We start from the raw sequence: 19,018 nt of genomic DNA, 5'->3' as shown, positions 1-19,018 counted from the left end.
CAGATTTTATTAAAAGTTTGTTATCTAAAAACCAATACTCTATTGAGGTACTTAATATTCTAGTACCACTATATCCCAATATTTTAAGTTAGGCAATGTTAGCGTTACCTGTCCTTTCTTTTGCCGGAACTCCAGACTATAAGGTATGCCGAAATGAAAATCAGGCGATGCCATCCATACACGCTCTATTGGACGGGCAACTTCTATGCTTATGGGTACATCGGTATGTAAGTCTGGCTCCGGCATTGTTCCAGAAGCGTCACGCCACTCCAATTTATCAGCTTGTGAAGTGTTAAGCAGATGCAATACTTGTTTATTGCCAATTTGCCGGCAAAGCACAGATACACATCCGGCACGTGGAGGCCAAGAAGCGAATTTCAAAGAACCATCGGTACAATCCACCTTGATTTCTTGCCATTGCCCGCCATCACGTAATAAATTCTCGTAAGCTACCAAAAAATCATAATAAGCGATGAGTGCTTTATCCAATTCCGCCGTTGTGCGTAAGTTGTTATTCGGGAAATATTCTTTGCAGAGCAGGTGCTCACCTGCTTCTAAATGCGAAGCCCCTAAAGCGAACATCACAGCATCTGTCAGTAAAACTCCGGGCGTATTGAATATCCCCGTTGAATCCGCCACATTATAATTCATATAAGCGGCAAATACGGTAGCGCGAGTGGAATCCAAAGCGGCATTTTCTTTTAAGATTTCGGCTAAGTCAGCGAATTGAGGCTGGTCTGCCCATACTTCATTATAGAAGAAATCTGTACCCGCACGGGCTATGGCATCCTGACCGAATCCGCTGACCGCATTCATCACCAACCGTTTGTCTGGCCGGGCTGTACGCATCGCACGGATGAATGATTCATACGCTTGAGGCAAATCCACTTCTTGCCCTTGGGCGTTGTACACGATGCCTCGGCTTCCCAACTGATCTATTTGAAAACCGTCGAAAGCGAACAGGCTGTACACCTTTTCGTTTTCCTGTGCCAAATACCGTTGCCAACCTGCATTTCCCGGATCAAGCAAGTAGATGTCACTCTTCCATTGGGAAGGCAGGCGGTGTGCATCGCGTTCGGTGCAGGCTTTGTCTTTATACAAGAACCAGTCGGGAGATACTCCGTCCGTTTCAGCATCTTTCAGTGCACCGAAACACAGGTTATAGAAAATAGAGAGCATTCCCCGGCGATGCGTTTCAGCAATGTAAGCATCCACCACCCGTTTTTCTACGGGACGCAAAGCAATATCCGTCCAGGTTTCAGCGGGACAAGATGAAGTGCCTGCTGCGGGCCGATGGTGTTTCCAGTGCCAATCCTGATACTGAACGCCATTGATATGTAAACGGTTTAACCGGTCGATAATTTGCTCCATATGTTCTTGCGATACACCGGCATAATGTGACAAAAATCCGTAACGGGGGAATTTGCTCCAATCGGAAGACACATCAACGGCAATTGTACCTAAAGTTTCTTCTTTACCTTTTGTATCCCGACGGAATACTTCTGCCAGATAGCCTTTGTAGTCTACGGCAGGCGGCATCCAAGTCCATGAATCGGCATGCAATGAATCTTCATCCACCACCTCGTTCAAATGACGGTAACGAACGTGCAGCCCTGATAAAGATACGCTCTTGTCTATTCCGAATGTTACCGAATCGCCGGGATGATAACAGGCTTTGTCCGTTTGAAGCTGCAAGATTTCCGTTTCTTCTTTCGGTGCCGGATGGCGGGTGCAAGCGGTTCCTAAGACCGCTGCACCGCAAAACCACAATATATGCGAAAAAAATTTCATACTCAACGTGCGATATCGGGATAACCTGGGTTCTGTTTCAAGTCGGGATTCGCCCCTAAAATCTTTTGTGTCAAAATAAAGATGTCGGTATGATTGTCCGCGTCAGGTTGTTTGTCCCACCAAGTGGACGAACTGAATTTGTTCCAACGGCAAAGGTCGGTCCGGCGGCGTGATTCATCGATGAACTCACGTCCCCATTCGTCCAACAATTCACCCTCGGTCAACTGTACTTTCCCTTCAGGCTGGTAAAGGTATTCTGTCCACGTGTCTTCAGGATAATTACGCTTGCGCACAGTGTTGAGCAATTTGCCAGCTTCAGTAACATCCCCTTGTCGGAACTTGCATTCGGCTAACGAATAATAGATTTCCGCCAAACGGATTTCTACATAATCGGATTCCATCGCACCCGGATCATCATCACGGTAAATGGGGTATTTTACGCAACACCATCCAGAATTCATGTCGCCGTGAGTCACACTGGACTCCTTGTCGTCTATAACCGTACCTGGTTCAGTATTCCCGAATTTGCCTACTTGATCACGTAAATAAATCGGATAATCACCTACAGGAGATTTAACATGCTCGCCGGAACCATCAGCGTATGGCAAATAGCCATAGAGAAACATGCCTTCACGCTGGCTGGTGCCGGATAAATTGACATATTTCTTCAAACGCACATCTTCGGGATACTTCTGGAACTTGGGAATGGGCGTGCCCAAATCAAAGTGATAAAGATTGCCGTCCACATCGTGTCCCGGCTGGACACCACGCCCTGGATTCATGCCTCCCCAATCCGTGAAGCCGAAATAATAGTGGGCGTTCGAAGGCAAGCCCCACCAATACATGTCGCTGGTCATGTGCCAATGGCTGTACCCGTAACTGGAAGTATAGGCAAAAAGCACTTCGTTGGATGTCTCGTTGTTCCAATCGAACGGGCTATCCCACTTTTCATCCAGCGCATAATATCCATACTTGCCGTCAATGATTTCCTGAGCCACACGGGCACAATCGTCATAACGTGCCTCTCCAATCCATTTTTCGGCGTTTAAATAGAGACGGACCAACAATGCGGCGGCAGAACCTTGATTCCATTGGCCTTGATTCACTCCATTTCCCGAATTACCTTCTTTCAACGGCAACAGAGGCAAAGCGTCCAGCAGTTCGGTCTCTATAAAATTGAAAATCTCTTTCGGAGGCAACTGGTAAGAAGTGTTTTGCGACTGATCGCTGAAACTGACCACTAAAGGCAAATGGCGGAACAGGTCGAGCGCACGGATATAAAACCAAGCACGCATCACGTGGATCTGTGATTTGAGCGCATCAAACTCTTCCGTGGTAAAGCCATATTGCACAGGGTCGAGGCGGGCAAAGTCTTCCAAGACAGAATTGCACTGCCCGATGCCTTGGAAGAAGCCGTTCCAACAACCTGTTATAATGTCGGCTTCTCCGCCTTCCAGTCCCCACGTATGGTCGTGCAGACGTTCCCATTGACCGCCATCGTACCACCAACCGTCACGTTCCCATGTCCCGATTTGGTCTGCCGTGATTTCTTGCAGCCGGTAAGTGCTGGTAATAGACCAGAATCCATGCTCAAAAGGACGGAGGAAAGCACGTATCACGTCATCGTGTGTCTGGTAATAGTTGGCAGTAACGGTTTGGTCGTAAACGTTTTCCGTTAAATCTGTACAGGACGGTGTGATTGTCAACAACGCTGTTCCTATACATAAATCAGTTATAATCGTCTTGAATTTCATAATTGCATTCTTTTTCTTTAAACATTATCTATTGTTAGAAATCCACTTGCACACCGAACATAAGTTGTGTGGTTGAAGGATAATAGTTGCGGTTTCCGCCGAAAGTGCCTGGAGTAAGGCCGTTGACCGAATACGTAGAAGGATCTACTCCGCTGAATCCGGTGATGGTAAAAAGATTCCTTCCGGTCAAATAGAAACGGATACGCTCCAAATACTTCTTATCCACATTCCAAGTATATCCTAACGTGGCAACATCCAGTTTTACATAATCACCACGTTCGATGAAATAATCTGTCAATACATTGACACCCGTTGTGATAGCGGCGTTTTCTTCGTATGCTTTAGGCAGAACGTTTGAAATCTTATTCGAGCTTTGCAAGCCATAATACAGATCGTGTACATTGAACAAGTCGAATCCAAATGCGCCCCGGAAATAAAGAGTCAAATCCCAATTCTTCCACGTAAAAGTGTTAGCAAGTGAAGCGGTAAATTTCGGCAGACCGTTTCCGGTAATGCGCTTGTCTTCCTCTGTAGCATCATTGATGGAAATCTTTTCGGTATTGTCTTTGTTCCACACCAGCCAGTTGCCGTCTGCATCTACTCCGGCGTATGCATACGTGCGGTAGTTCCCGATGCGTTCTCCTTCCTGAATGCGTTGCAAGTTTCCGGGATTATTTGGACCGGGCAATCCGCAAACATCCATATAGGGGTTGCCTTTGTAAATGGAATTGGAGAAGCTTACAAACTTATTGTTGTTTGTAGAGCCGACAAAACCGATATTATATGTAAAGTCTTTGGTCTGCACAGCCAATATGTCCAAATTTATCTCAATTCCGGTATTGCGCATCGTTCCTACGTTGGCAAATGTTGATTCGAATAGGTAAGGAGGAACAGGCACGGTATAGTCACCCAACAAATCTTGCTGCTTCCGATGATAGTAGTTTATCGAACCGGAAAGCCGATTATCGAACAGCGAGAAATCAACACCCACATTCCAGTTGATGCCTTTTTCCCATTTCAAGTCTGGATTAACATTCTTGCCCGGTCCCCATACCTGATAGTAACCTCCATTATAGTAAACCCAACCGAAACCTCCGTATGTAGCCAACGACTTGTATGCATCGAAATCCTGATTTCCCGTCATACCGAAGTCACCGCGTATTTTTAAGTCATTAATCCAGCGAATGTCTTCCATAAAGGCTTCATCGCTGATACGCCATCCGGCAGATACCGCAGGGAAATATCCCCATTTGTTATTGTCGCCGAACTTAGACGAGCCTTCGTAACGTAAAGATGCGGTCACCATATACCGTTTTTCCCAGTCATAGCTGAGGCGTCCGAAGAATGCGATGAGCTTGGCATCATTCCGATAGCTGCTCATGCCGTTGCGCCCTTCTTCTAACATATATTCACCATTACCCAAATTGTTCCACAAAAAAGCGTCTGATGAAAAGTCCTTGTTTTCGGCGGTCATACCGTTATGCATCCAGTATTGGTAAGAATAACCTCCCATAAAGCTTAGGCTATGTCCTTTTTTCTGAAAACTGTAATTCACCAGCCATTCCAGGCTTTCCTGCCGGTCTTTCGTATAAGCCTGTTTGGCTTCGCCTTTTCGCCCCGCATTGATTTCTGTGGTCATCGTGGAAGGAGCATACCAATAGTTCATGTTGTCGTTGATTTGTTGCGCCAGTGTGACTTGCGTGCTCAATGTATGATTGCTTGCCTCCGGAGCCAGCAAAGGCAACAGATTCAGCTTGGCGGTAACATCCCAGTCGAACCATTTGGTTTCGTCATAATTCTTTTCTAACTTCAGCTTTTCTACCGGATTGTAATTGTCTTGTCCTTGGAAATTATAATAAGTTTTTCCAGAAGGGTCAGACGGGTCGAATACCGGTGTAGTAGGATTAGCGACTAAAGCTACATCAAACACTCCCCAATCGGAATTGTTTTTGTTTACGAAACGAGGCGCAACATTTGCTGTGAATTTGAAGAGTCCGTTCTTCGTTGTATGGTTGAACGTGGCGCGTGCTCCCCATTCCTTGCGGTCCGAGCGTAAATCGATGCCTTTTGCCTGTCGCATGTCCACCGTCACACGGTAATTGTTCTGCGCATTGCCTCCCGATAAGGTAAGGGCGTGCGAATGGGAGAACCCTGTGCGGGTGATTTCATCCATCCAGTCGGTGTCGCCGCCCATATCTGTTCCGCCTTGGGGTACACGCCATTGACGGAACTGTTCGGCAGAAAGCGTTTTCATTGGGTTGACGATAAAATCAGCCGATACATAACCATTATAGGTCGTATGGATAGCACCGTCCTTCGAACCTTGTTTGGTTGTGATAAGGATTACTCCGTTACTTCCCCGCGTACCGTAAATAGCGGAAGCTGCACCGTCCTTCAATACATCAATGGAAGCGATGTCATTGCTGTTGACATTCATCAGATTACCTCCAGGCACACCGTCTATTACAATCAACGGTCCTGTTCCGGCACTTCTCGACGAAAGCCCACGTACCTGAATGCTTGATGATACGTTAGGGTCGGCTGCGCCACGGTTGTCGATAGACACGCCTGCCACTTTGCCTTGTATCTGCATGGCAGGGTCGGACGAGGCGATGTTCAGGAAATCTTTACTGGACACGTGAGAAACGGCTGAAGTCAGTTCTTTTTTGTCCACACTTCCATAACCGATGACTACAACTTCGCTCAGCATTTCGGAATCTTCCTCCAATGTGATGTTGAACGTACTCTGTCCTTTGACGGGGATAAGCTGGGTGATGTAACCAATGTAAGAAATGCGAATCTTAGAATCGCCGGGAACTGAAAGCGTAAACTTTCCGTCGAAATCGGTAATGACACCATTGTTTGTGCCGTCCTGTACCACACTGGCACCGATAACAGGCTCGCCCGTTTGGTCTTTCACGATACCTTGCACTGTAATTTGCTGTGCCGAAACACCGAGTGAACATAGGATTCCGACCAACAGTGCGAATAGCCGGAATCGTAATGGCTTCTTGTTGCTTTGCATACCATTAAATTTAAAATTAAACATTTGATAATTATCGCTTCATTCTCCATACGAAGCGTATTGCAAAAGTATGACATTAACAAGAAACCTTCTTGGCAGGATAGTAAAAAAGTAGTGCAGCCGTATATGCAATGCACTAATAATCAGTATGATTTTATTTTCAAAGGAAGAGGAAAAAGTAGTAAAAATAAAAGATTATGGAGGGAGAAGAAAGGCTTATGAATCCATTTTCCCAATATCGGCTACTCGCTTTTCAAGTTCTTCTCGACTGCCTGCGGCTTTGTTCCGTACGCGAGTACGGTAATTATAAATCGTTGTAACCGAATAGCGTAAAAAATGGGCTATTTTTACACTGTCTGTAATACCAAGCCGGATAAGCGCAAAAATACGTAACTCTGTGTTCATTCGTTCTCCTTGTTTGGGGATAATATGTTCTTCCGGCATCAATAAAGCGTTGAAGTCATCCACGAAGGTAGGGAACAATTGTAAAAATGTATCATCGAAACCTGCATAAAAATCTTGCAATTCTTTATCTATGAATTTTGATGATTTGAGTGACTTGTATAAATCCTGCACATTCCCCGCCGCAGCCAGTTTCCCTAATTGGCGACGATATTCGTCTATCTTCTCTATATAAAGTGAACATTGGTCCATATAGCGTCCGATATACGCTTCTTTCAAGCGGGAATTTTCCGCTATGCTCCGATTCGCTTCTTTCAACATATTATTGGAACAGTGCAATTCTTCATTCAACTCTTTCAAACGGTTGTTTGCTTCTTCCACTTCCCGGCGCGCCTGTTCTGTCCGCTTCATTTGCCTGCGTACATAGATTACGGCTAAGACCAAAAAGAAAGAAAGCAGGCTGATAGAAGCCAAAGCCCACCCCATCTGACGTTGCCGTTTCTGTATTTGTAATTGATACACCTCGTTTACGATGGGGAATATTTTCAGTATCTCTAATATGCGTAAGCGGGCATTGCAAGATACGGCATCTTCCATACATAACTTCAAGTAAGTGTACGCACGTTCTACGTCACCTTTATGGAACAATCGAACGGCAAGGCGAGGCAATGCGGCATATTCCAAAACAGGAGTTTGCATATCGGATATAGCTGACATGGCAAGGTATTTTGTTTCGTGCTCTGTATCGCCTTTCTGTCCGTAGGATTCTGAAAGCGTATAGGCGGCAATGCCTTTGTAATGCATGTCTCCAACTTCTAGATAAGGTTTTATCAAGCGAATAGCTTCGTCATAACGTCCTGATTGATTATAATGCTGGCAACGGTTCATGATGTAAAACAGTGTGTCATGTTCCATAAGCCTACGCTCCAATAAGGAGTCGGTATAAATTTTCATTAATTTGCGGTAACGTATTTTTTCTTCGGGTAGAATCACGTAATCCGCCATCCAACCGTAAAGGGTACGCAGATTGTGGAAATAATAAGTACGTAAGTATCCTGGCAATGAATCTAAACAAACTTTATCCATTTGTTCTAACGCTTCTTTATACATGCCTGCAATACCCATTACTTCTGCTAAATTCATGCGGGCATTGTCTAAGTATTCCCGGCATTTTAAACTTTGTGCCAAGCGTAAACGCTTTTGTGTGAGTGCCAGCGATGAGTCCGCATTGAATGAACGGTATTCTTCCAGCAATCTGCCCAAGTGCAAAAAACGTTCTTCTTCGGAGAGGCTATGAGAATAACGCAACTCTAATTCACGCAATCGGCTTTTTTTCTTTTCGATAGCAAGCGGGCGTTCCTTGATGACTGTATCAAGACGCTTTAGTAAAGAGTCCATTTCGGGAACATGAGCTTGTACCGGCAATAATCCAAGTGTGATATAACATAAAAGAAAGAAATGTTTTTTCATGGTATCAAGATAATTTTTTGCAGTCAAAGATTATGTTTCTCAAATAAAAAGGTAGAAGCCCGCCATCTATTAAGCAGAATAGGCAAATTGGTAAGATCTCATCGTCAGTCCTTGCAAAAGATGACTGGAGCTTTTTTGTTTTGGGAGGAATGCACTCCCGATTCATAGGACTGACGATGAGGCTTGTTTTGTCTAAGTTTCGTTTTATCTGCAAGTGCCGGTTCATCTCATATCGATTACTTCAGCATCTGGGTACTGTTTCGGATTAAAGTGGAAAGTAGTTTCCGCATAAGGTTGGTGCGTCTTATAGGATACGATGCGGAACTCTTGGACTTGTCCGTTCACTAGGTTGATAGTGATATGAAGCGGCTGGTAATTGTCTGAGATGAAAAGGACAATCGACTTGATGTCACTTTTCCGGCGAGGGGTAAGGATGACTTCGTTCCCCTGCTTTCCTTTGATGGCATGCCGGTTTCCATATTGGTAATTGAAGAGGGTGGTGTAGGAGTTGATTAGCGCATACGGATTGATGCTTTGCAATTCTTCGGGAGAAGGATTGGATACGGTAACCTCTTCGTTTTCTTCTACGTAGCTCCATTGTGTTTCTCCATCGAACCAACTTTTCACTCCGCCGCATTCCAAGTAAAAACATTCACCTTTCAAGAGCAAAGTGCCTCGCTGTGTTCCTTCGAAAAGGATATTGATGCCTCCCGCTTCCCGGTAGGCTTTGGCGGTTTGGTCAAGAATCGCTTTCGCACGGTTGTCTTCACCTGCATAGGTGAAGACGGATGCGGCGATGAACAGGCAAATCAGATAGATGTGTTTCATTTCTGCAATCGTTTTATTGGTTCTTCAGATTATTCATACGCATGGACAGGTCATTCTCGTCCATGCAGAGCACTTCGCGTGCCTTGCTTCCGTTGGCTGGCCCTACGATGCCCGCGCGTTCCAATTGGTCCATGATGCGTCCGGCACGGTTATATCCGATAGAGAACTTGCGTTGGATAAGCGAGGTAGACCCTTGCTGGTGGTAGATGAGCAAGCGTGCGGCTTCCTCGAACAAGGGGTCGAGGCGGTTCATGTCGACATCGGCACTGCCTCCTGTTCCTTCCGAATCATCTTCCGGCTCGGGTAAAAGGAATGCGGTCGTATATCCTTGTTGCTGGCTGATGTATTTTACGATACGTTCTACTTCCGGCGTATCTACAAAGGCACATTGAACACGTACCGGGTCGTTCCCTTGCAGATAAAGCATGTCTCCCTTACCGATGAGTTGTTGCGCTCCCGGGCGGTCAAGAATGGTACGCGAGTCCATCATCGAAGCCACACGGAATGCGACACGTGCCGGGAAGTTTGCTTTAATGGTTCCGGTAATGATGTTCGTAGTCGGACGCTGGGTCGCGATAATGGCATGGATTCCTACGGCACGTGCCAGTTGGGCGATGCGGCATATCGGAAGTTCCACTTCTTTTCCGGCGGTCATAATCAGGTCGCCGAACTCGTCGATGATAATCACGATATACGGCATGAAGCGATGTCCCTTTTCGGGATTCAACTGGCGGCTGATGAACTTGGCATTGTATTCCTTGATGTTGCGGCATCCTGCTTCCTGAAGCAAATCGTAACGGTTATCCATTTCGGTGCAGAGCGAATTGAGGGTTTGCACCACTTTTGTCACATCGGTGATGATGGCACTGTCCGAGTCGGGCAGTTTCGCCAGAAAATGCCTTTCAATCGGTGCGTAGATGGCAAACTCTACTTTCTTCGGGTCTACGATGACGAATTTCAACTCGCTGGGATGCTTCTTGTATAATAAAGAGGTGACAATGGCATTCAGCCCGACCGATTTACCTTGACCGGTGGCACCGGCTACCAGCATGTGTGGCGCTTTTGCCAAATCAACCATAAATACTTCGTTCGTGATGGTCTTTCCCAATGCCACAGGAAGCTCGAACGTGGTATCCTGAAACTTCTTGCTGCTCAAGATTGAGTTCATGGGAACGATGCGTGGGTTAGCGTTCGGCACTTCGATGCCGATGGTGCCTTTTCCGGGAATCGGCGCAATGATGCGGATGCCCAGTGCCGAAAGGCTCAAGGCAATATCGTCTTCCAGGTTCCGGATGCGGTTGATGCGCACGCCTTCCGCCGGCGTGATTTCGTAAAGGGTAATGGTAGGGCCTACGCTTGCTTTGATAGAGCTGATTTCGATGCCGAAACTTCGCAAGACCTGAATGATGCGGTTCTTGTTGGCGTTTTGCTCTTCCATGTCTATCGAAGGCTCATGGTCGTTGTACGAGTTGAGCAGGTCAAGGGTAGGGAAGTGGTAGTGCTCTAAATCCAAGCGTGGATTGTAGGGCTGGTCCAATGTTCCGCGTTCGGACGCAGGTTCTTCTTCTGAGGTGCTTTCAATTTCAAACGTAGGCTCATTGGGCGTTTCCTCTTTTTTCTCTTTCGCAGGTACAGTTAACGTCTCGTTTAGAGGAACCTGTTCTTCCCGCATATCGTGGTGCGGCTCTTCTTCCTTGTTCTCTATGGGGTCGAGTTCAAGTTCAATGGGGCCAGAGCCGGAATCTGAAAGCGCATCGGCAGGTTTGTCCGTGACTGGTTCGGAAGAAGTGTTGACGGGGGCGGCCTCTTCGGTTTTCGGCTTCTCTTCCGCACGGTTCTTTTCCTTGTTATTCCGCAGCGGAAGGGTAGGATGAAGCGTCTTGCGTACAATCTGCATGGTCTCGCGGGTAAAGAATACGGCGATAAGAATCAAGGTGACAAGCAGGGCAAGAATGAGTCCCGGCGCACCGATTTGGGAACAAATCCATTGGCTTACATTGTATCCGTGCAGACCTCCCGGATAAAGGAAAGTGTCTTGGAACGTGCCTCCGAAGGCGAATCCCAACGTAATGGAGAGCCATATCATGAGTACCGAGCAGCCTATAAACCATTTCCATAATGTGAATTGATAGGCTTTCATCAGTTTCATACCCGCTACGATAAGGAATACGACAATCAGGTATGCTGAAATTCCGAAACAATCATTTATCAGAAATTGCGAGAGTTGCGCCCCGCGTGCACCGGCATAGTTCTGAATCCGGTTTTCAGTCTCGAGCAATTCTCCGGGGTCAGGATGTGCCAATATGCTTTGGTCATTGCCCCCGGTGAAGAAGAAAGACGTGAATGCCAAAAGCATATACACGCCGAATATGACACAGAGCAATCCAATAATGAAATGTATCGTTTCGCCTTTCATGGCTTTTATCACCTTCGAAGGAGCAATCATTTTTTCTTCGTTTTCTTTAGTCTCAGTCTTTTTCTTCATAATCGAATAGGGAAATAGTAAAAATCAAACGCAAATGTACGAATTATTTTTATTATTTTTGCGCCGCAATCAAATTTCGTTATGGAAAAGAATATATCCGCTATATATGATAAGAATACGGTAGAGTTTGTAACCGTAGCCGCTGAATTTTGCGGTTTCTTGGAGCGGACGGGCGAAATGAAACGCCGTCCGTTTGTAGACAAAGCTTTGAAATTATTGCCATTGTTGTATCTGAAGGCATCATTGCTTCCCGAATATGCGGAGCGTATGGACGAGTTCGACCCCGAAACATTCGTTACGGAAGGTGATTACGAGCGGGTACGTGCCGGAGTGGCTGCATTGATGGGCAGATACGATGATTATCTGGATGTGTTTCTGGACGATATGGCATACAGTGATACTCCCATTTGCCAGACGATATCCGAGGGATTGGCGGATATCTACCAGTCTGTGAAGGATTTTATTTGTGTCTATCAGTTAGGCCTTGGCAGGACGATGAACGATGCGTTGGTGGTATGCCGGGAGAATTTCAGCGAGTTTTGGGGGCAACGCTTGTTGAATGTCATGCGTGCCTTGCACGATGTGAAATACAACGTCCGTCAGGAAACGGAGGAAGACGTAGACGGTCCCTTGCCGGCTGTTTTTGACGCGGATGCGAATTATACGGAAGATGATTTGTATGAAGGATTGGATACAGGTGAAGATGAATGATTTATGATAATATTACGGAATAAAATTTCAAAAGAACAAATAGCCAATATGCCGAAGGAGAATTTCTCCGGACGTATCTTTGTGATTTATACCGAATCCGAGGCGCGGAAGGCGGTAAGGTATCTTAATACCCATTCGGTTGTAGGAGTGGATACGGAGACACGCCCTTCGTTTAAAAGAGGGACGGTACATAAGGTGGCTCTCTTGCAGATAGCTACGCATGATACCTGTTTCTTGTTTCGCCTGAACCACTTGGGGCTTCCCGATTTCTTGGAGGAGTTCTTACAAAATAATGTGTTGAAGGTCGGGCTTTCCTTGCGTGATGATTTTGCGATGTTGCGCAAAAGGAACCAGGGAGACCCGCGGGACGGTAATTGGATTGAACTGCAAGATTATGTGCCGCGCTTCGGTATCGAAGAAAAGAGCTTGCAGAAGATTTACGCATTGCTTTTCGGCAAGAAGATTTCGAAAACGCAGCGTTTGTCGAACTGGGAAGCGGACGTACTGACCGAAGCCCAGCAGCTCTATGCCGCTACCGATGCATGGGCATGCGTGGAGATTTACACTTATCTGGAAGAACTCCGCAGCCATGGGAATTATCAGGTAGAGAAGGTGGAGGAAGCAGATGCTGAATAGGTCTTGTGTAGTTTTTTTGAGATAATCTTTTGTCAACTGAATTTAAAGTAACACGAATATCCGCAAACATCCCATGTAGGGGCGTATCGCATACGCCCTGAAAATATCCACGTGGATTAGTTGATGCATTCGGGCGTATGCGATACGCCCCTACATGGCAATTGGGTGAAATGCGGATATTCAATTAAAGTAAAATGAACGTGTCATATAAAAGAGTTTATTTGAAGTCCGGAAAGGAAGAATCGCTGAAGCGTTTCCATCCGTGGATTTTTTCGGGAGCCATCGCTTATGCAGAAGGAGAACCTGAAGAGGGGGAAGTGGTAGATGTCTATACATCGAAGAAAGAGTTTATCGCTTGCGGGCATTTCCAGATAGGGAGCATTGCCGTGCGTGTATTATCGTTTGCGCAAGAAACCGTTGACCATGCCTTTTGGGTGCGCAAGTTGGAGTCTGCCCGTGCCTTGCGTGTGGCGTTGGGCCTGATAGGCAATCCGCAAACCGATACGTACCGTTTGGTGCATGGCGAGGGTGATAATTTGCCCGGGTTGATTATCGATATTTATGGAAGCACGGCGGTGATGCAGGCCCATTCGGCAGGGATGCATGTATGTCGGCTGGAGATAGCCGATGCGCTAATCCAAGTAATGGGTGATACGGTCCGGAACATTTATTACAAATCGGAAACAACCCTTCCTTTCAAGGCGGATTTGTTGGCGAAAGAGAATGGCTTTATCAAGGGAGGAAGCACGGATAATGTAGCGATGGAGAACGGATTAAGGTTCCATGTAGATTGGCTGAAAGGGCAAAAGACAGGATTTTTCGTCGACCAGCGTGAAAACCGGCATTTGTTGGAGCGGTATGCCTCGGGACGGAACGTGTTGAACATGTTCTGCTATACGGGCGGATTCTCTTTTTATGCCATGCGCGGAGGGGCGAAACTGGTGCATTCGGTAGACAGTTCGGCTAAAGCAATTGACTTGACCAACGAGAATGTGAAATTGAATTTCCCCGATGACCCGCGCCATCAGGCTTATGCTGAAGACGCTTTCAAGTTCCTCGACCGGATGGGTGACCAATACGATTTGATTATTCTTGACCCTCCTGCTTTTGCCAAACACCGGGACGCACTCCGCAATGCCTTGCGCGGTTATACAAAATTGAATGCCAAAGCCTTTGAGAAGATTCGCCCCGGCGGTATCTTGTTTACTTTCTCTTGCTCACAGGTAGTGACGAAAGAGAATTTCCGTAATGCGGTATTTACCGCGGCGGCTCAGGCGGGGAGAAGCGTCCGTATTTTGCATCAGCTGACCCAGCCGGGAGACCATCCGGTAAATATTTACCATCCCGAAGGCGAATACCTGAAAGGCCTGGTGTTGTATGTAGAATAAGATTTATTAAACATCATTTATTCCACCGTGACAGACTTTGCCAAATTCCGAGGCTGGTCTACGTCTTTCCCTTTGCATACGGCGATATGATATGCCAATAATTGCAAAGGGACGGTGGTTATCAAAGGTTCCAGACACTCTAAGGTTTCTGGGATTTCGATGCATTCGTCCGCCAGTTTGCTGATGACCGTATCATGGGGATTTACCAGTGCGATGATGCGTCCCTGGCGGGCTTTGATTTCCTGAATGTTGCTGATAATCTTTTCATACATTGCGTTTTGGGTGGCTATGACCACTACGGGCATCTCCGTGTCTACCAATGCGATGGGGCCGTGCTTCATTTCGGCGGCGGGATAGCCTTCGGCGTGGATGTAGGATATCTCTTTCAGCTTCAATGCGCCCTCCAGTGCCACAGGATAGCTGTATCCGCGTCCTAAATAGAGGAAGTTGTGTGCGTAGGTGAAGATGCGCGAAAGCCGGGCAATGCTTTCGTTCTGCTTCAATACCTCCTTTATCTTGTCCGGTATTTGGACCAACTCGTCGATGATATGCGTATAAGTCGTATCATTGATGAGTTTTTTCTCATGCCCCAACGTAAGGGCAAGCATCGTGAGTACCGTCACTTGTCCGGTAAAGGCTTTGGTAGATGCTACGCCGATTTCCGGTCCTACGTGGATGTACGAGCCCGAATCTGTATTGCGTGGGATAGATGAACCTACTGCATTGCAAATGCCATATACGAACGCGCCTTTGCTCCGTGCCAATTCGATAGCGGCGAGCGTGTCGGCGGTTTCTCCCGATTGGGATATAGCTATGACGACATCTTCATTGCTGATGACCGGATTCCTGTAACGGAATTCCGAGGCGTATTCCACTTCTACAGGGATGCGGCAAAAAGCTTCGATGAGTTGCTTCCCGATGAGTCCGGCATGCCACGAAGTGCCGCATGCCACGATAATGAACCGGCGGGCGTTCAGGAGATGTTCCTTGTGGTCGTTTACTGCTGAAAGTATTACCTCGTGCGTTTCTTTGTTCACCCTTCCGCGCATGCAATCGTTGATGCATTCGGGTTGCTCGAAGATTTCTTTTAACATGAAGTGGGGGTATCCTCCTTTTTCCAACTGGCCGATGTTCATGTCTATTTCCTTGATTTCTGCCGGTTGAAGTTCGTTTTCCAGATTGACGACTTTCAGTGGCTTGCCCGTTTCCAGTACGGCGATGTCTCCGTCTTGCAGGTAAACCACTTGGTTGGTATATTCTACAATGGGAGTAGCGTCTGAGGCAAGGAAAAATTCATCATTCCCTACGCCGATAACCAGTGGGCTGCTTTTGCGTGCGGCGATGATGCGGCCGGGGGTGCGTTTGTCGATAATGGCAATGGCGTATGCGCCGATTACCCGGTGAAGGGCGACTTGTACCGCTTCCAACAAATCTATCTGGTACGAATTTTGCAGGTAATCTATCAGTTGTACCAGCACTTCGGTATCTGTAGAGCTTTGAAACGTGTATCCTTTTTCTTTGAGTTGGTCGCGTAACGAGGCATAGTTCTCGATGATGCCATTGTGTACCAGTGCAAGGTTGCCCGATTGGGAAACATGAGGATGGGCATTGGCTTGGCATGGTTCACCGTGGGTCGCCCATCGTGTGTGAGCAATGCCGATACACCCTGACACATCTTTTTGTGCAGCGGTTTCTTCCAGATTCAATACTTTGCCTTTGGCTTTATAGATGTTCAATTGATTTGAACCGTTTATCAGTCCTACTCCCGCACTGTCATATCCGCGGTATTCCAGCCGTTTCAGTCCTTTGATTAAAATCGGGTAGGCTTGTCTTTTCCCGATATATCCCACAATTCCACACATAATTGTCTTTCTCGTTTTCGTTGTTCACGCAAATTTATAAAATAACAATCGAAAAGCAAGGATTCTTGTGTGGATTTTATATATTTGCGTTTAATTTATTAACCCTAATCAAACAAAATTATGCGAAAACAGACCTTTGCAGCTTTGGCATCGTTGCTCATGCTGGGAAGCAACATACCGCTTCAGGCACAACTTCCTCCTTCTGATATCCTGAATGAAGACCGTACTACTATCCGTTTGTTGGAAGGAGACAATCCCGACCCCTCCATCATCCGTTATGGAAACAAGTATTACATGATTCATTCCTCGTTTGTCTATACGCCGGGGCTCGTCGTGTATGAGTCGGACAATCTGGTCGACTGGCATCCGTGCTCCATAGCCTTGCCCGAATACAACGGCGAGATTTGGGCGCCCGACTTGTGTGTGTATAAAGACCGTTTCTATATTTATCTGCCTACACGTGACGCGCAGAAGAAGAAAACGAATATGGTGATTTGGGCAGACAGTCCTGAAGGTCCTTGGAGCAAGCCGGTAGACCTGAAAATCGGGGAGATAGATCCCGAACATGTCACCGATGCCGACGGGAAACGTTACTTGTTGCTTAGCTCAGGAACGCTTCATCCGCTTTCGGAAGACGGCACACGGATTACGGGCGACCCGATTCACATTTATGACGAATGGCCTATCCCTGAAGAATGGGACATCGAAGGCGTTTCGCTGGAAGGCATCAACATCAAGAAAGTAGGCGAGTATTATTATCTTTTTGCTGCCGAAGGGGGTACCGCCGGACCTCCTACCAGCCACATGGTGGTGCAGGCACGTAGCAAGAGCATCATGGGACCGTGGGAGAATGCGCCTGAGAATCCCTTGCTCCGCACGCGTTCGCGTCAGGAAAAATGGTGGAGCAAAGGACATGGCTCTATTGTAGATACGCCCGACGGACGCTTGTTTATGCTTTTCCATGCATACGAAAACGGTTTCCAGACCTTGGGACGGCAGACGTTGATACGCGAACTGGTTCTGGGTGAAGACGGTTGGCTGCATTTGAAGGAAGGGGGCATTTCCCTGCCAGCCCCCCAACGGCTGAAGGAAACACGGATGAATGACCTGGTATGGCAGACCTATCAGGAGCATGCTATCACCGACCGGTTCAGTTTCTTCCCCGAAGAAGACAAAATCCTTATTAAAGGCAAGGGAAATAATCCGCAAGAAGGCTCGCCTTTGTTGGCTCGTACCAGTGCGCACCGCTACGAAGTGGAGGCTTGTTTTGAGTTGAAAAGTCCGGATGCATCGGCAGGGCTGGTGGCTTATTACAACGAAGATTATCACTTCGGGTTTGGGTTTAACCGGGAGCAGATTCTCCGGTATCGCCGCGGTCAGGTGAGCCGGAGTAAGTCGTTGTATCCCGAAGCCAACAAGCAGGGCAAGCTATGGCTGAAGATGCGCAACGACGAGCATGTACTTTCGGCTTGGTATAGTGCCGACGGGAAAGAGTGGCATAAGTATCCATGGGCATTCGAAATCAGTGGCGCCCACCACAATATCCTGTATGGTTTCCTTTTCGTACGCCCTGCCATTTATGCAGGAGGAGGCGAAGTGGAAGTGACTCATTTCGTTTTGCGCAATCTGGACGAGATGGATTGAATCTTGTCGAGACATGCTTTCATCAGCCGGTGCAGCTATGTTCATCGGCTGATGAAGATATATTAAACCGCCGATGAAGTTATATTAAAACTAAAACTGTTTATGAAAAAAGCATTGAAAGTTATCGGCTATGCATTAGCCGGACTGATTCTTATCGTGGTTCTCGCCGCTTTACTTATCCGCTTCGTTTTCAAGGAACAAATGATAGCGTATGTGTCTAAAATTGAGGAAAAAGAACGCATTGATTTACTCCGCCACGCCACGCCATACGCTTCCGACACGGTACGCTACCGTTTCGTTTATCGGCAAGACACGATTCAGGCACAAAAGATACATGCGTATTTCCGTCTCGACACCTTATTGACCGATTCTTCCGCTACTACATGGGATAAAACACTCACTTTGGCAACGTTCGTAGCAAGCCACATCCCGCACGCCAACCAAACAAAATATCCTCAAAAGAGTAATGCCATCGACCTTTGGGAGTATACACGCAAGGTGGAACCTGCCTTTAATTGCCGCCTGCATGCCATTCTGTTACATGAACTGATGCTTGCGGAAGGTATCACCAACCGTTTCGTCACCTGCCTTCCGGCCGATACGCTTGATTCCGATTGCCATGTGGTAAACCTGGTTTGGCTTCCCGAACAAAACAAATGGGCCATGATAGACTCGGACATGCAAGCATGGATAAGCAATCCCGAAGGCACTCCTTTGTCTTTGGCAGAGATGCGGGAACGGTATATCTCCGGCTCGTCGATGCAAATCCATCCCTTGCTCGACGGCACAAAAGAAGATTTCAATTATGATTATTATCGTTCGTATTGGGCAAAGAATCTTTATTGGTTCATCTGTTGGGAAGAAACCGGATACGGCAAAGAGGATAGTATGGAAGGACGTCAAATCACATTGGCACCTGCCGGATTCACTGACCCTGACGCCCGTCCTTCGGACGTACACACAACGGATGCCGAGCGTTTTTGGGCAGCTCCTAATCCGATATAATTACACATCGGTGCCAT

General features: G+C 46.9%; 11 protein-coding genes and 1 pseudogene. 5 read left to right on the top strand and 7 right to left on the bottom strand.

Annotation, left to right across the window (positions count from 1 at the left end; all coding sequences use genetic code 11):
* Nucleotides 1-117 precede the first annotated feature (117 nt).
* The 6 genes and pseudogenes from BACSA_RS03550 to BACSA_RS03515 form a co-directional block, all read right to left on the bottom strand.
* A pseudogene (locus BACSA_RS03550) lies at nucleotides 118-1,791 on the bottom strand (endo-dextranase); the annotation flags it as partial.
* A gap of 2 nt (nucleotides 1,792-1,793) precedes the next feature.
* The gene (locus BACSA_RS03545) at nucleotides 1,794-3,545 is read right to left on the bottom strand and encodes a RagB/SusD family nutrient uptake outer membrane protein (RefSeq protein WP_013616748.1); all 1,752 of its coding nucleotides are present in this window, start codon (nucleotides 3,543-3,545) and stop codon (nucleotides 1,794-1,796) included.
* A gap of 34 nt (nucleotides 3,546-3,579) precedes the next feature.
* Nucleotides 3,580-6,570, bottom strand: a complete 2,991-nt coding sequence (locus BACSA_RS03540; RefSeq protein ID WP_013616747.1) for a SusC/RagA family TonB-linked outer membrane protein — start codon at nucleotides 6,568-6,570, stop codon at nucleotides 3,580-3,582.
* Between the two features lie 216 nt (nucleotides 6,571-6,786).
* Nucleotides 6,787-8,442 carry a DUF6377 domain-containing protein gene (locus BACSA_RS03530; RefSeq protein WP_013616746.1) on the bottom strand — a complete coding sequence of 552 codons (1,656 nt, stop codon included), beginning with the start codon at nucleotides 8,440-8,442 and terminating at the stop codon, nucleotides 6,787-6,789.
* 222 nt (nucleotides 8,443-8,664) lie between these two features.
* Nucleotides 8,665-9,270, bottom strand: a complete 606-nt coding sequence (locus BACSA_RS03520) for a LolA-like putative outer membrane lipoprotein chaperone (protein ID WP_013616745.1) — start codon at nucleotides 9,268-9,270, stop codon at nucleotides 8,665-8,667.
* A 13-nt stretch (nucleotides 9,271-9,283) separates the two neighbouring features.
* On the bottom strand, nucleotides 9,284-11,755 hold the full coding sequence (locus tag BACSA_RS03515; protein WP_013616744.1) for an FtsK/SpoIIIE family DNA translocase: 2,472 nt from the start codon (nucleotides 11,753-11,755) through the stop codon (nucleotides 9,284-9,286).
* Nucleotides 11,756-11,836: 81 nt separating this feature from the next.
* On the opposite strand from BACSA_RS03515, the gene BACSA_RS03510 reads away from it, so the two are divergent.
* From BACSA_RS03510 to BACSA_RS03500, 3 genes are all read left to right on the top strand, one after another.
* Entirely contained in the window at nucleotides 11,837-12,466 is a 630-nt protein-coding gene (locus tag BACSA_RS03510) for a DUF5063 domain-containing protein (RefSeq protein ID WP_013616743.1), read from the top strand.
* A 3-nt stretch (nucleotides 12,467-12,469) separates the two neighbouring features.
* Complete coding sequence (locus BACSA_RS03505; RefSeq protein WP_013616742.1) at nucleotides 12,470-13,102, top strand: 3'-5' exonuclease; 633 nt, start codon at nucleotides 12,470-12,472, stop codon at nucleotides 13,100-13,102.
* 194 nt (nucleotides 13,103-13,296) lie between these two features.
* Entirely contained in the window at nucleotides 13,297-14,490 is a 1,194-nt protein-coding gene (locus BACSA_RS03500; RefSeq protein WP_013616741.1) for a class I SAM-dependent rRNA methyltransferase, read from the top strand.
* A 17-nt stretch (nucleotides 14,491-14,507) separates the two neighbouring features.
* Here BACSA_RS03500 and glmS read toward each other — a convergent pair whose 3' ends face one another.
* Nucleotides 14,508-16,352 carry a glutamine--fructose-6-phosphate transaminase (isomerizing) gene (glmS, locus tag BACSA_RS03495; protein ID WP_013616740.1) on the bottom strand — a complete coding sequence of 615 codons (1,845 nt, stop codon included), beginning with the start codon at nucleotides 16,350-16,352 and terminating at the stop codon, nucleotides 14,508-14,510.
* 159 nt (nucleotides 16,353-16,511) lie between these two features.
* On the opposite strand from glmS, the gene BACSA_RS03490 reads away from it, so the two are divergent.
* Together BACSA_RS03490 and BACSA_RS03485 are read left to right on the top strand one after the other, a co-directional pair.
* The gene (locus BACSA_RS03490) at nucleotides 16,512-17,996 is read left to right on the top strand and encodes a family 43 glycosylhydrolase (RefSeq protein WP_144005255.1); all 1,485 of its coding nucleotides are present in this window, start codon (nucleotides 16,512-16,514) and stop codon (nucleotides 17,994-17,996) included.
* A 102-nt stretch (nucleotides 17,997-18,098) separates the two neighbouring features.
* Nucleotides 18,099-19,001 carry a transglutaminase-like domain-containing protein gene (locus tag BACSA_RS03485; RefSeq protein ID WP_013616738.1) on the top strand — a complete coding sequence of 301 codons (903 nt, stop codon included), beginning with the start codon at nucleotides 18,099-18,101 and terminating at the stop codon, nucleotides 18,999-19,001.
* The last annotated feature ends 17 nt before the right edge of the window (nucleotides 19,002-19,018 follow it).

Origin of the sequence: Phocaeicola salanitronis DSM 18170 (assembly GCF_000190575.1) — a bacterium.
GTDB lineage: Bacteria > Bacteroidota > Bacteroidia > Bacteroidales > Bacteroidaceae > Phocaeicola > Phocaeicola salanitronis.
This window is presented reverse-complemented; position numbering and strand designations above follow the sequence as displayed.